We start from the raw sequence: 13,853 nt of genomic DNA, 5'->3' as shown, positions 1-13,853 counted from the left end.
CCCTTCCCTTCCCCCATCCATCCCCCTCCCGCGCTGCCCCTCCCGCGTCACCCCTTCCGCATCACCCCTTCCGGTCGATCATGAACTTACGTCCATGGGTCGACGGCGTGTGGTGGCGATAACTTCATGGTCAACCTGCACGCGCCAAAGGCAGGCGGCTCGCATGCGTTCCGATATGTTCCGCCATCTCGCCCCGGGTCGGCCGGTCCCCTTTCATGGAGGCACACGACCACGAGACGAAGGGGTTGCCATGTCGCACCGACCAAAGACCAGACGCCAGGTTCTGCGCACGGCCGTTCTCCTGACCGCAGGCGCATTTGCGGCCACCGTCGCCACCGACGCACACGCGGCGGTGAACTCCTTCCGGTGGTGCAACAGGTGCCAGGGCATGTGGTTCATCAACGGCGGGAACAATGGGCACTGCCCCGTCTTCCACCTCTGGGACCACAGCCACTACACGAACGGCAGCGGCATCTACACGATCCGGCGGGCCACCGAGAGCGGGCGCGGACAGCCGGGCTGGCACTGGTGCCAGTTCTGCAAAGCCGTGTGGTACCTGGGGGTGGGAGAGAACGGCTTCGGCCGGTGCCCCGTCTGGCCGACGATCGGCCACTCGCCGGGCGAGCCGGTGCCGGATCTCCAGCGCGACTCGTTCCGGCTGGAGACCGACACCGACAACAACGGTCCGGGCGGGCAGGACAATTGGCGGTGGTGTCACAAGTGCGGCTGCCTGTTCTTCGCGGGTAACGGCCTCGCCGCCACCCGCTGCCCAGCGGGCGGCAACCACGACCGCACCGGCAGCGCCAACTACCTCCTCCGCAACTAACTCGGAAGTAAACCTACTTCCGCTCGGTTAGGGCGGCTTTGCAAAGGCGACCGGGACCAGCCCTACCTTTCGGCCGCCCCTCCCCGCCGATTCCTTCCGGCCTGCCCCTTCCGGCCGGCCCCTTCCGGGGTCGCCCCTTCCGGTCGATCATGAACTCACGTCCATGCTCGACGGAATGTCGTGGCGAAACTTCATGGTCGATGTCCAATGCCTACGCTTGCTCTTGCCACAGTCGCCACCAGGTTTGCTGGTCCTGCCGCGGGACGCTGATGCCGTGCCGGCGGGCGTGCTCCAGGCACATCGTGATGAAAAAGTGCACGAACGGCCAGGCGATCCGCTTGCGCCGGCCGTTGAGCGTGTCGGCGATGGTGCTTGCGGCGTAGCGGTGGCCGCCCATCCGGGCAAGCTCGCGATAGGACGGTCGCGCGGCGTGCGTGTGCAGGTCACGAAGCCGCGCTCGCAGCTCGTCCATCGCGATCATCGGCGTGGTCATGCTTGCCTTCACCTTTCGTCTGCGGGGGCGCCCCAGTCGGCGCCGGCACACTACAGAGCAGCGAGATTGGCAAACCTCCGGGCGGTACCAGAAAAATCTTGTACTGAATTGTTCGGCCCCATGGCGCCGCACCCGGCCGCGGCCCTGTACTACCGGCATGGCGCAAAGTGACTCCTCCGGTTTCGTCGGGCTCGTGGTGGTCGGGTTGCTGGTGCTGGTCGCGATCGGGCTCATCAGCGCGGCCGTCAGTAGAGCACGCGATCGGCGGTACGCCGAACAGGTGAGCGCATGGGCGGCCGGCCTGGGCTGGCGGTTTCGGGAAGGTGGCGGGGGCACCTGGACAGGGCGGATGCCGCAGGGCATCCGCAATGGCGTACGCCTGCTGGTGGAGGGAAGCCACCATGGGTATCCGGTGAGCATCGCACACTATTGGTGGCAGACCCGGGAGAATCATCCGGTCACGCGCACGACGTATGTCAACGGGCAGACCCGTACCGAAACGCGTTGGGAGACACGGATCGTCAACCACGACGCCACTGTCCACATTGTTCACCTGCCGGAGCAGCTCGCGTCGGTCACGGTCACCGACCGCGGGCTCGGCTCGCGCATGGCCCGCGCACTGGGCATGTCAAAATCGGCCGATGTGGGCGACGCCGAATTCGACCGCAGGTTTCGAGTGGAGACGGACGACCCGGCGGGCATGGCGCTCATGACACACGAGCTCGTACGTGCCCACGTCGATGCCATCGTTCCACTGTGGAGCGTCGATGGGCGGGATCTGCTGTCGGTGCAGGACAACGCGCGGCTGCGCACGGACACGGCACTGGCCTACCTGGATGGACTGGTGCGCGTCGCCGACCTGCTCACGCGCAGGCGCGCTTGACCGGTGATCATGGGATGATCAGCGATCGGAAGGCGGCGTGCACGTCTGCGTCGGACGCCTCGACGTACACCTCCGACGGTGGGCCCAGGTCGGTCACGTAGTACGTGTACGACAGTCGTTGCGGGCAGCTGGCGCCGCCGATCTCCACGCTCGTTTCGGCCACGAGCTTTGCGGTTCGCAGCTCGTACACCTTCAATGGAATCATGATTTTGCGGAACGTCACGTTCGTCGGAAATCGCGGGAACATCTTGTTTTCGTAGGGGCAGGTGCGCACGGGCGTCCCGAACTCCTCGTCGCCGGCGCAGATCACCAGCACCGCCTCGGCGGGATCGTCGGTGCGCCACTCGGCGGGAAGCCTGTCGGTGTATTCGTCGTTACCGTAGAACAGTGAGCGGTTGGTTCCGGTGGCCGTACCGTGGGGGGCGGCGCCGCTGTACTGCGCTGGTGTGGAACAGTACGCCGGGGGCCTCCCGCGGAGCAGACTTCGCACGTTGGCAAGCTCGAAAGCGAGCGTCGCCTGCTTGACTCCGTCACGGGCCTTGGGGGCCAGTTCGTGGCCCGGGTATTGGTCGAGTACTTGCCGATAACGTGCCCGTGCCTCTTCCCACGCCTTGGCCGCCATGAGTTCATCGCCGCACCCGACGAGGGCCGGCGGCGCGGTACGCGTGACGACATCGGTGGAGCGATCCAGGACGTTGTTGCTCGCTTGTCTTTCGCGCAGCCAGGCCGTGACCTCGACGGTGCGGCACGGGTTGCCGGTGGGCAACGCGCCCAAGAATCCGTCCAGCGTCACCTCGACCATTTTCTCGTGGCCGGGCAGGTCGGCGAGGACCGTGGCGAGAGCGTGGAAGCCGAGCTGCAGTGCGTTGGTTTCACCGGTGAGCGCGATGGCGAGGTGGTCTTTGGCGGCCTGCAATCGTTGGCAGGCGCGGACGGTCTGGTCGCCACGGGCGGTTGCCGTCACGTGGGCCACGCGGTGCCCCAGCCAGATCCGGTCGAGCGCGTTGAGCGCCTGGGCGCAATCGCCACTGTGGCGGGCTTCGGTCAAGGCGCGGTCGATGCCGGAGGCGTCCAACCGCAGCAGTCCGAAGGCCAGTAGGACTGGCGCTATTGCGCCCGCTGCGACCAGCCGATCGCGGCGTCCACCTGCCAGGCGCCACGCGTGCGCGAGGAGAACCGCGCACCAGGCAGCTAGGGCGATCTCGGACCACACCGAGCGGGCGACCGAGACGTGAAACGCGACAAGCGCGATCGTGACCAGTGCAGTTACGGCAGCGGTCAGCACGACGTGCAACCGGCCCGTCAGTTGATCCATCTTGCTTCCCTCCTCACACGCACCCGAACCGATTCTTGCCCGGCGGTGGCGGGAGGGGTCCCGCATTGTTACAGCCAGCCCGCGCCCGCTCCGGGCGGAGGAGTGCCCGCAGGATTGGGTTGATGCCGTAGTCCAGCCGCCATGCCTGCGAACGCTGAACCCCGACCGTGGTGTCAGAGCTCGCGGGAGTCCACAATGGACCAGGCCGTCGGCCGTAGCGGACGCCGCCTGGCTGCGGCCGGCCCGGCCAGCACGATACCCGCCACGGGCGGCCGGTAGACTCGTCGCAGGCGGCCGTAGACTCATGGGCAAGGGCTTCCTCCGGCACCCGGGCTCACGGCTACGAGCCAGACTCAGCCCGGCTACCAACCCGGGGCTCGTTGGCTGCCGCCCGTCAGCCATGCCACGTGCACTTCCGGCCCAACCGATGCGCCATAACAATCCCGGCCACATGGCGCTCGCATAGTTGGCCCCGCCGCACGCCCTCGCATTGCCACGCGACTCTGCACACCGTAAAACAAGCCGTCCAAAGTGATCGCAGTGTCGGGCCGGCTATGCGAATTCGCACCGCCGGCCCGGCCGTTAACGCCACACTGAAGGCATAGCCATAGGCCCTCGCACGGCAGGCACAGCCGTAACCCCCACACTGCAGGCCCGGCGACACGCCCTCACACCGCACGCACAGCCATAGGCCCTCATACCGCACGCACAGCCGTAGGCTGTCGCATGGTCGGCTCCGGACCTGCCGTGGCCCTGGTAGCTGCAGTTTCCGCCGTCATAGGCCCTCGCATTGTCCGGACACGGGCCCGAAGACCGTGTTTGGCACGCCTTCGTTTACCGGCGGTGGCTGGTTGCCGGAGCAGGCGAGCGGCCCGACGATGGTGTTGCCCGACAGCGCGATCGGCATTGTGCCCGTTACGTTGTCGCGCATGGACACCGGCCCGATGAAGTGGTTGCCGGCCACCAACACCTTGGTCGTGCCGGCCCGTACCGAGACTGGGCCGATCACCCACGAGTCGGACAGCTCCACCCGGGCCGCGCCGTGCGCCGACAGCGCGCCGAGCGCCCTGGTGCCGTCGGCGTGCAGGCTCGCCCCCGCACGCACGCTCATCGGCCCGATCACCGTCGACCCGTGCGCGAGGCACGTCAACCCGGACGAGACGTCCAGCGGGCCGAGGTGGGTGCCGGTGATCGTGCGGCCGCACGTCTGATCGGTCACCGTGACCACGATCGGTACCCCTACCAGAGGGCTGTCCGGGTCGTTGCCGCTGACGCACACATGCGCCCGGTGCACACCTGCCGCCAGCCCGGTGGAGTCGACCAGCACGGTGAGCTCGCTGCTGCCACCCGCCGGGGTCGTGCCGGACTCACGCGACACCCGCAGCCACGGCACGTCGCCCGGTTCGTCACACGGCTGCGTCCGCGCGATCTCACTGATCATCCGGACCCCGCTCCCGCTGAGCTTGGTCTCAATCACCGCTGTGCCCCGGTCGATCGCGTGCACGCCGGTGCCGTTGCTCGTCAGGATGTTGCCGTTGCCCAGCGGGTACACGCCTCGGTTGCTCGAAACCCCGGTGTAGCGCCCGATGAGCGCACCATTGGGGTCGAGCTCCCAGACCCCGTTCGGGCTGGAGAACGCGGCCGCCAGCACGTTGCCGTTGGCCTGCCGGTACAGCTGCTGCGGGAAGTTAATCTCGCTTTGCCACACCGAAAGCGGCTGCCCGGCGTGGTCGTAGCGGTAAATGTTGCCGCCACTCGCCGAGACCAACACGTCGCTGTCGCGGAACAGCACATACCACGGCCCGTTGATGCCGCCCGCGCCGGACGCGATGAAGTCGCCCAGGTATTCACCGCCGGCGTCGAACTCCACCACCTTGTTGCCGCCGGCCGACGTCACGAGCAGCGTGCCGCGCGGCGAGATGGCCATGCCCCGGATGTTGGCCATGATGGACGGGTCCACCCCGCCTTTGGGCGCGAAGATCCCTTGGTAGCTGCCGTCCAGGTCGAACGCGTGGACCACGCCCTCCGACTGGGACGACACCAGGAACCCGTCTTGCGCCGCGTTGAGGATGATGTGGGTCGTGGTGCCCAGGCTCTGCGGGTAGGTGATGAACGCCGGATCGAGCAGGTCACCGGTCTGCGGGTCGAACGCTGCCACCCCGGGCACCGCGGTGTTGGGCACTAGGAGCACCCCGTCGCGCAGCAGATCGCGCCGCTTGGGGTCCACATTGGCCAGAGCGGCGTCGGGCGGCGCGGCCACCTTGGCCTCGCCAACGCGCCAGTCGAGCGCGGCGGTGCCAGTGTTGCCGATGGTCATGCGCGTGCCGGTGACCGTGCCCGCCGGCTGGGTCACCGCGAGCTCCTGCGGGACAACCATTGTGGGCAGGTCGAGCACGACGAGCGCGACCGCCACCCGCACGACCGGGTTGGCCGGATCGTTGCTGGCGACACACAGTGTTGCCGTGAGCCGCCCCGGCGATTGCCCGGTGGAATCGAACGTCAACCGGAGCTGGCTGGAGCCACCCGCCGCTACGGCGCCCGATTCCGGTGCGGCGTCAAGCCAAGCGAGGTCCGCAGGCGTGCTGCAGCCGGACCCGCCGGACAGCCGCCACTCCAGCGAACCGTTGCCCTGATTGCGAATCGTCACACCGCGATTGGCGGTCTTGCCGGGCTTCTGCGACACCTCGACCTGGGCCGGGGTCACGCCGATCGCCGGGGCCACCGGGATCACCGCGATCGGGTAGTGCACGCCAGCGATCGGCGTGCCCCCGACATGACTGTCGCTGGTGGACAGTCGCAGATCGGCGAAGGCCCAGCTGCCGCCCGCGCTGCCGGACGCGTTGACCGTGACCGTGAGCCGCTGCGTGGCACCGGGCGCCAGCGTGAACGTCGCCGGCTCGACCGTGGCGGTCATCCCGGTGGGCACCACAACCGTTGCCGTGTAACCCGCGGACGCGTCGGCGACGCTGGTCACCTCGCGCGTCCACGAACACACCTGCGCGCATTGCCGGTTTACCAGATAAGGAACATTGAGGGTACGCGGGCTGCCCCCAGAGGCCGGGTTGGCCGCCAGCATGTCGGCGTATGACTCGTCGAGCACCAGCCCGACCCGGCCCGCCGCGGCCAGGTCGACGCGGCCGGCGCCGACGTCGAGCGGGTCGGCCGCGGTGGTGCCGTCGTGCTTGCGCATGCCGGCCGAATTGGCTGTGCCCGCGAGCGCGGCCCGGATGCGCGCAGGCGACCAGTCGGGGTGCAGCGCGCGCAGCAGCGCACCGGCACCGGCCACGTGGGGCGAGGCCATGGACGTGCCGCGAATGACCTCGTAGCGGTTGGGGTTGCCGCCGATCTCCCGGTATGCGGCGAGCACGTTCACCCCGGGCGCGGCCATCGTGGGGGCGAGCAGGTCGAAGTCGCTCGGCCCGCGCGAGCTGAACCACGCCACGGCATTGGCAGCCGCACCGTCGCGCACCAGCTCGGTCGCGGCGCCTAGCCGGACCATGACGGGGGCTTGCGTCCCGGTGGCCAGGCTTTGCAACGCTTCACCGGCGGTCTGCGTGACACTTGCCGCCGGGATCGCCGCACCGTCCAATCCGGAGGCGAAGACCGGCGGACCCGGCTGCCGCTCGAAGAGAATGACCCCCCGGGCACCGGCATTGGCGGCATTGGTCACCTTGACGGCCGGCGTGCAGGTGCCGAACGGGATAAGCGCGATCGCGTTGGCGAAACCGTTGGCGGGGAACGCGCTACAGCCCGTCGCAGTGCCCACCTCGCCGGAGTATCGCAGCTCCGCGTCGAGGTCGGTCGCGTTGGCCGGGCCGAAGCCGGGGAATGCGGTGATCGCGGCAAGGCCCGGCGGCACGGGCTCGGGGCTGAGCACCGACAGGGTCTTGGCGAAGATGCGATCGTTGTTGGTGGCCGCGACCGACGCGTTCCACGGCGAGGTGTGCGCGACCGTGCCGGCACCCGGACCCGAGTTGCCGGCCGACGCCGACACGAAGATGCCCGCACCGAACGCCTCCAGGAACGCCCGGCTCACCGAATCGGTCCACGGGCTGTCCGATCCGGAAATCGAGTAGTTGAGCACGTCGACGCCGTCGGCTATGGCCTGGTTGATCCCCGCCAGGATCGCCGTCACCGGGCAGCTGTCGATGCACACCCGGTAGGCGATGACATTGGCCCGCGGCGCCACCCCTTGGACGGTGCGCGTCGCCACGTCGCCGCCGTAGGGCAGGGTCACGCTGTGCCGATTGCCAACGGCTGTGGAAGCGGTGTGGCTGCCATGGCCGTTGGTGTCGCGCGCGGACGGCTGAGAGACGAAACTCCAAGCTCCCACGAGCTTGTCGTTGCAGAGGGGATCGTGGTTGGGATGCGCCGGGGTGCAAACGCCCAGATATGCGCCATAGGGATTGGTGTGCGCCCAACCCTCGCCGTCGGTGGCCGCGAAGCTCGGATGACGCGGGTTGATGCCGCTGTCGAGGATGCCGACCACCACACCCTCGCCGCGCGTGGCTAACTCCTGCCCGGTCTCGCCCGCCCAGATCGCTCCCGACCCGATCAGATCATTGCTGGCGTCGGTGGTGAGCTCGAGCTCGGCGTCGGGCTCGACCGCCACCACGCCGGAAACCTCGTTGAGCCTGGCTGCCTCGGCCGCACTGGCCTCGACGACAATCGCGTTGAGCACGTTGCGATAGCTGGCCCGCACCGCGATCGGGCGGTCGAGCGTGTCGCCGAGTTGCTCGGCCACCTCCGCCTGGCGCGCGGCGAGACGGTCCAGATAGGACTTCGCGGACGGGGTGTTGACGTCGACCTTGCCGCCGGACTGCGCCTGGCTGGCGGCGAGCGAGGGCTCGGCGAGCCGCACGATCCACCGCCCGGAGTCGGAGGCGGGCAGGGCGGCCGCGAATGCCGGTGTGACGGCGGCGCCCAGGCCCAGCGTGACAGCCAAGGTGGTGGTGATGGCGATGAGCGTGCGTAGATGTGCGCGGGGGTGGGATAACAACACGGCTCCTCATGGTCGCTTCGGGGTCGCTTTTGGACGGCGCCGATGTCATTCAGATAGATCAATGACGTTAGCGTCGGCCGGGCGGTCGAGTCAACGGCTTGAGTTTGCCACGCGCTCAATTACTTGACAAGAAGGAAAGTACTGGGCAACATTTCAAGCATGAACAGCGGCTTGACTTCCCACTCCGCGGCCGAAGAGCTCCAAGAGCTCGATCGCGTGGGCCAGGTGGTGCGTGACCGATCCCGTTGGTATAGACGCTATCTGCTCGCGCTCGGCACCGGCACGATCGCCTATTACGCGGCCGTCAATCTCGCCGCGCCCGCGTCGGCGGCGCTCGTCTTTGCGATCGCGGCGATCTGGACCGCTTTCATCACCTTTCTCTACTGGTGGTCCCGCAGCCAACCGGTGATGTGGCGGGGCCTGCGCCCGCTGCGGATCCTGTTGATGGTGCTCTACTTCACGCTTGTCATCGTGAGCCTGTTGCTCAACGTGACCGTCCTGCATGACGCGCCGTGGAGCTGGGCACTGGGCATCATCCCTGCCCTGCCGTGCCTCATCGGTTCCTGGACGGTGTTACGACGATGAGCAGCGCCGGAAAACATCCGCGTCATCGGCTCGACGAGCTGATCCACTCGCCCGTGCGCTTTTCCATCATGGCCACGCTGGCGGCTTCCGAGCAGGCCGAGTTCGGGTTCGTGCGCGACCTGGTCGAGGTCACCGATTCCGTACTGTCCAAACAGGTCAGTCTGCTCGAAGAGGCCGGCTATGTCGCGGTCCGCAAAGGCTATGTGGGCAAGCGCCCACGCACCTGGCTGACACTGACCGCCAAGGGTCGATCCGCATTCCGCGCGCACGTAGCGGTGCTGCATGAAATCGCTTCGGCTGCCCCCGAAACCGTCAAGGAGCACGCATGACAACGGCGGTCGATATCAAAGGATTGATCAAGCGGTACGGTGAAAGGGCCGCGGTCGACGGGCTCGACCTCACGATCGAGGCGGGCGTCGTCTTCGGTCTGCTCGGCCCCAACGGCGCCGGCAAGACGACCACGATCGAGACCCTGGTGGGCCTGCGCAGGCCGACATCGGGCCGGGTTCGGGTGCTAGGCATGGATCCGCTGAGTCAGCGGGCGGCTCTGCAGCGGGCCGTCGCCGTGCAACCCCAGCGGGCGGCGCTGTTTCCCAACCTCACGGTGAGCGAGACTTTGCGCCTGTGGGCCTCGCTCTACGACCACCCCGCTTCGGAGGGTGACGTGCTGCGGGCCGTCGGGCTGGGCGGCAGCCGCGACACGCTGGTCCGGCGCCTGTCCGGAGGCCAGGAGCGGCGCCTGCTCGTGGCGACCGCACTGATCGCGCGGCCGCGGCTGCTCGTGCTCGACGAACCGTCGCTCGGGCTCGACCCCAATGCCCGCGCCGAGCTGTGGGAGGCCGTGCTGGACTTCCGCACCCGGGGCGGCACGGTGCTGCTGTCGACCAATTCCATGGAGGAGGCCGAGGCAATCTGCGAACACGTCGTCATCATCGATCGCGGCCGGGTGATAGCCCAGGGCTCGCCCGCCGAGCTCATCGCTTGCCATGCACCGCAACAGGTGGTGAGCTACATGCGGGACGCGCACGGTGTCCGCGATATGTCCGCCGTGCCCGGCGTCAGCGGCTTCGACATGCGCGGTGGCCGGGTGCACGTGCGCACCAGCGATCCCGAGGCCGTCGCGGCCGTGCTGCGGTCCGGGCCGACACCTGCCAGGGATGTCACCGTCCACCCGCCCCGGCTCGACGACGCGTTCCGCCTGCTAACCGGCCGCGCCCTCACCGATCGCCCCGAGCCCGCAGGAGAAGCGGAGCGCGCAACAGCAGCCGAGCCCGCAAGACAAGCCCAGCCCGCACGAGGACCCCAGCCCCCAGGACAAGCCCAGCCCGCACGAGAAGCCCAGCCCGCACGAGAAGCCCAGCCCTCAGGCCGCGCGGAGCACGCGGGACGAGCCCAGCCCGCACGAGGAGCCGAGGCCCCCGGAAGAGACGAGCCCTCAGGAGGAGGAGCCTGATGCGCCCACGCACGCTGGCCGCGATGACCAAGGCGAGCACCCTGGAGCTGGTGCGAGACCGCAAGACGTTGTTTTACGTCGCGCTGTACCCGTTCTGCCTGCTGGGCCTGTTCCTCGGCATGGCCGCGATGATGCCGGACCGACCAGACTCCACTGTGGACCTGGGCAGGTTCTTCCTCGCCACGGGATTGTTGGTGGCGCTGGCTTCGGTCGCGTTCTACGGCGTCGCCGTGCCATTGGTGGCCCTGCGCGAGCGCGGCACTCTGCGACTGCTGAGCACCACGCCGGTGTCCCGCCTGACGGTCATGCTCGCCCAAGCCCCGGCGCGGCTCGGCCTCGCCCTCGCGCAGACCGTCATCATCGCGGCCCTGGCCGCGGCATCCGGCTACCTGCCCGTCGAGCGCATCGGCAGCCTCTTCGTGACCTGCCTGGCCACACTGGTCCTGTTGGTCTCGTTCGGCTTCCTGCTCGGATCGCTGTTGCCCACGGCCGAGGCGGCCACCAACACGCTGACCTTCGCGCTGCTCGCCCTGCTCGCGCTCGCGGGCCTGTTCCTGCCGTTCGACCGGCTGCCCGAGCGCGCGGGCGACATCCTCAGTGTGCTACCGCCCGGGCTGCTCGGCAACGCCATCCAGCACGACCTGATCGGCATCCCCGCCCGCCATCCCACCTGGATCGCCTGGCTCGCCGCCCTCGCCTGCGCCGCTGTGTTCGCACTGATCGCCACCCGCACATTCCGCTGGGACAATCAACGCCGATGACACCCCAATCCATGGCAGCGCCCCATCCCAGCGCCAACTACGCCCGAGCCCTGCTGGCGCCGGCCTGCCGCACCCGGCGTGTGCCCAGCATGACGTACATGCCGAGGGCAACCGGTTCGCTCGTCGCCGGGGCGCGGCGAACACCCGCCCGCCGAAAGCGGGTGCATCGCCTGCCACCACGGGCGTATGCCCAGCAACCACGCCCGTGACCTCCAAATCAAACCCACCGCGAACAGGCAGCTCGTGTCTCGGCCCGCATTCATCGCGCGGCGGCGATGGTGGAACGTTTTGCTTCCATTTGTCGCTGCCTCGCCTGGTCGGGTGGTAATCCTGGCGGGGCAAGCGACTACGCCTTCATCGGTTGGGAGATCACGATGAGAACGTCTTTGATCGCGAGGCTATTGGTAGTCTTGGCGGCCATTCTCGCGGCCACGACCGTAGCCACTGGGCCCGCTTCTGCCCAGACCGTCAGCCAAGTTTCAGGCGCATACGAAATCACGGATGGCTCCCTTACGCAGGCGGACTTTGAGTGCGTGGGCTTTCAATCCGACCTTTACTGCGATGTCTTCTCGGGCACCGTCTACGTCACCATCTTCTGCAGCGACGGCCGGAGTGTCCAGGGCGTGTTTCCACCCGGCACGTGGCGGCTGAGCTGTCGTCCCGCCACGATTACGCATATCTCCATCGCACACATTTCCAGCTGAGAGCACACCCCTGTGGCACCGCGCCGGCCAGTCACGCAACACCGCCGATGGCGCGTCGCGTCGCATGCCCCATGCCTGATGCTCGTTCGGCGTCGGCGTCCGCGATCGCCTCACGCAGGAAACGCTGGAAGCGGGCTGGGGCCGAAAGCGTCGGGAAAATCGGTTTCGCCCACGGCCCTGCCACGCGCGTCACCGACGTTACGCGACGACCTCCGTGCTCAGCAAAGGCCTGCGCAGCCAGCGGAATCCGTGCGGGGCCAGCTCCAGCCTGCCGTCCTTAGGGGCAGCATATTCACCATCGGCAAAGATGTCGTCGGCGCCGTCGAGGTCGGGCAGGTGGGTTTCGACGCGCCGGTCGGACAGGTTGTGCGCCACAACCAGGTCGTGCTGGCCGCGATAACGCAGCGCGAGCACCGAATCATCCCCAGTGTCAAGGATTTTCCACACGCCGTCGCCGATCTCCGGACACTGCCTGCGCAGCGCGGCCGCACGGCGTACCCAGTGAAGAAGAGAATTTGGATTTTTCAGTTGGGTACCGACGTTGCGCTCACGATATCCGAACGACCCATCCGCCACCGCAGGTCTGACCAATGTGGACGCGGGCGAGAATCCCCCATTTTCGCGATTGTTCCACTGCATCAGGGTGCGGCATGCCAGGCGCCCATCCAACTCCAGATTGTCGCCCAGCCCGATCTCGTCACCGTACAAAAGCATTGGCGTGCCGGGAAGCGACAGCAGCAACGAAAGCGCGAGCCGGATGCGGGCCGGGTCGCCGTCGAGCATGGATGCCAGCCGTCGCCTGATGCCCCGACCATATGCCCGATGATTCTCCTCCGGTGCGAACCGGTCGAACACCCGCTCGGCGTCCGATTTGGACAGCACATGCTCGAAGCTCAACTCGTCGTGATGCCGCAGAAATGTCAGGTACTGGCAAATGGGCGGCGGCTCGGGCCGTTCCCGCAGCTTGCCTATCAACGGTGCCGCGCTGCCGGTCGCCAGCGCCGTCCACGCCCCAGCGCACGTGAAGAAGTCGAACAGCACCTGCATCTGCTCCGCACCGGACTTCCCGAAGTACGGCAACAGTTGCGGCGCGGGCAGATTCGCCTCTCCAACCAGGACGGTGCTCCCCTTCCGCCGCCCCAGGAACGAGCGCATGTCGCGCAAATACTCGTGCGACGCCTCCTCGCCCCCACCATCGGCAATCTCCTCCACCAGGAACGGCAACGAGTCGATGCGGAACCCATCGACCCCCAACGCCAGCCAGAACCCAAGAATCTTGTACAGCTCCTTGCGCACCAACGGATTGCTCGTGTTCAGCTCCGGCATGAAGCTGTAGTAGCGATGCACATAATACTGCCCCGCAACCGAATCGTAAGTAAACGTGCTCTCCTGCTCGCCCGGAAACACCACGGGCGGCGGGTTTGGCGGCGGCTCGTCGCTCCACACATAATAATCCCGAAACGGCGACTCCTTCGACTCCCGCGCCGCCTGAAACCACGGATGCTCAATGCTCGTGTGGTTCAATGGCAGATCCAGCACCACCCGAATCCCGGCCGCGTGCGCGGCGTGCACAAAGGACACGAAGTCACCGAGCGTGCCGAGCCTCGGATCGACCGAATAATAGTCGCTCACATCGTAACCATCGTCCCGCCACGGCGACGGGCACACGGGCATCAGCCACACGCACGTCACGCCGAGCCCGGCCAGATAGTCCACACTGGACGCCAGCCCGGCCAGATCACCGATCCCATCCCCATTACCGTCCAGCCACGTCTTGGTGTCCAAACAGTAAACCAGCCCATTTTTCCACCACAGATCGAGCATCGCCACT

At 67.6% G+C, this 13,853-nt stretch carries 10 protein-coding genes; 6 read left to right on the top strand and 4 right to left on the bottom strand.

Going from position 1 to position 13,853, the window contains the following annotated elements:
• Positions 1 to 250 precede the first annotated feature (250 nt).
• Positions 251 to 826 (top strand): hypothetical protein, encoded by a 576-nt coding sequence (locus tag DM816_RS06695; RefSeq protein WP_117209266.1) that lies wholly within the window; start codon positions 251 to 253, stop codon positions 824 to 826.
• A gap of 211 nt (positions 827 to 1,037) precedes the next feature.
• On the opposite strand, the gene DM816_RS06690 is transcribed toward DM816_RS06695, so the two are convergent.
• A complete protein-coding gene (locus DM816_RS06690) occupies positions 1,038 to 1,319 on the bottom strand; it encodes a hypothetical protein (RefSeq protein WP_117209265.1) in 282 nt (93 codons plus the stop codon).
• A 157-nt stretch (positions 1,320 to 1,476) separates the two neighbouring features.
• On the opposite strand from DM816_RS06690, the gene DM816_RS06685 reads away from it, so the two are divergent.
• The gene (locus DM816_RS06685) at positions 1,477 to 2,202 is read left to right on the top strand and encodes a hypothetical protein (RefSeq protein WP_117209264.1); all 726 of its coding nucleotides are present in this window, start codon (positions 1,477 to 1,479) and stop codon (positions 2,200 to 2,202) included.
• Positions 2,203 to 2,209: 7 nt separating this feature from the next.
• Here the strand turns inward: DM816_RS06685 and DM816_RS06680 are convergent, their stop codons facing one another.
• On the bottom strand, positions 2,210 to 3,517 hold the full coding sequence (locus tag DM816_RS06680; protein WP_117209263.1) for a tetratricopeptide repeat protein: 1,308 nt from the start codon (positions 3,515 to 3,517) through the stop codon (positions 2,210 to 2,212).
• 775 nt (positions 3,518 to 4,292) lie between these two features.
• On the bottom strand, positions 4,293 to 8,519 hold the full coding sequence (locus DM816_RS06675) for a S8 family serine peptidase (protein ID WP_117209262.1): 4,227 nt from the start codon (positions 8,517 to 8,519) through the stop codon (positions 4,293 to 4,295).
• A gap of 159 nt (positions 8,520 to 8,678) precedes the next feature.
• Here DM816_RS06675 and DM816_RS06670 point away from each other — a divergent pair, with 159 nt between their 5' ends.
• The 4 genes from DM816_RS06670 to DM816_RS06655 are packed head-to-tail and all read left to right on the top strand — an operon-like array spanning position 8,679 to position 11,318.
• Entirely contained in the window at positions 8,679 to 9,104 is a 426-nt protein-coding gene (locus tag DM816_RS06670; RefSeq protein ID WP_117209261.1) for a hypothetical protein, read from the top strand.
• Positions 9,101 to 9,433, top strand: a complete 333-nt coding sequence (locus tag DM816_RS06665) for a winged helix-turn-helix domain-containing protein (RefSeq protein WP_117209260.1) — start codon at positions 9,101 to 9,103, stop codon at positions 9,431 to 9,433. Before DM816_RS06670 ends, DM816_RS06665 begins: the two co-directional genes overlap by 4 nt.
• A complete protein-coding gene (locus tag DM816_RS43640) occupies positions 9,430 to 10,557 on the top strand; it encodes an ABC transporter ATP-binding protein (RefSeq protein ID WP_211588573.1) in 1,128 nt (375 codons plus the stop codon). Before DM816_RS06665 ends, DM816_RS43640 begins: the two co-directional genes overlap by 4 nt.
• Complete coding sequence (locus tag DM816_RS06655; protein WP_117209259.1) at positions 10,557 to 11,318, top strand: ABC transporter permease; 762 nt, start codon at positions 10,557 to 10,559, stop codon at positions 11,316 to 11,318. The genes DM816_RS43640 and DM816_RS06655 overlap by 1 nt, the downstream gene beginning before the upstream one ends.
• Before the next feature lie 902 nt (positions 11,319 to 12,220).
• Here DM816_RS06655 and DM816_RS06645 read toward each other — a convergent pair.
• A complete protein-coding gene (locus tag DM816_RS06645; RefSeq protein WP_246001653.1) occupies positions 12,221 to 13,852 on the bottom strand; it encodes an alpha-amylase family glycosyl hydrolase in 1,632 nt (543 codons plus the stop codon).
• Position 13,853 lies beyond the last annotated feature (1 nt).

Source organism: Allorhizocola rhizosphaerae, from assembly GCF_003426775.1.
Taxonomy (GTDB): Bacteria; Actinomycetota; Actinomycetes; order Mycobacteriales; family Micromonosporaceae; genus Allorhizocola; species Allorhizocola rhizosphaerae.
Note: the sequence above shows the minus strand (reverse complement) of the source record. Positions and strands in the feature narration are given on the sequence as shown.

Bases quoted from the DNA above. Each gene is read 5' to 3' on its own strand.
- DM816_RS06695 (WP_117209266.1), top strand. From the start codon at position 251: ATGTCGCACCGACCAAAGACCAGACGCCAGGTTCTGCGCACGGCCGTT.
- DM816_RS06665 (WP_117209260.1), top strand. From the start codon at position 9,101: ATGAGCAGCGCCGGAAAACATCCGCGTCATCGGCTCGACGAGCTGATC.
- DM816_RS06685 (WP_117209264.1), top strand. From the start codon at position 1,477: ATGGCGCAAAGTGACTCCTCCGGTTTCGTCGGGCTCGTGGTGGTCGGG.
- DM816_RS43640 (WP_211588573.1), top strand. From the start codon at position 9,430: ATGACAACGGCGGTCGATATCAAAGGATTGATCAAGCGGTACGGTGAA.
- DM816_RS06670 (WP_117209261.1), top strand. From the start codon at position 8,679: ATGAACAGCGGCTTGACTTCCCACTCCGCGGCCGAAGAGCTCCAAGAG.
- DM816_RS06655 (WP_117209259.1), top strand. From the start codon at position 10,557: ATGCGCCCACGCACGCTGGCCGCGATGACCAAGGCGAGCACCCTGGAG.
- DM816_RS06680 (WP_117209263.1), bottom strand. From the start codon at position 3,517: ATGGATCAACTGACGGGCCGGTTGCACGTCGTGCTGACCGCTGCCGTA.
- DM816_RS06690 (WP_117209265.1), bottom strand. From the start codon at position 1,319: ATGACCACGCCGATGATCGCGATGGACGAGCTGCGAGCGCGGCTTCGT.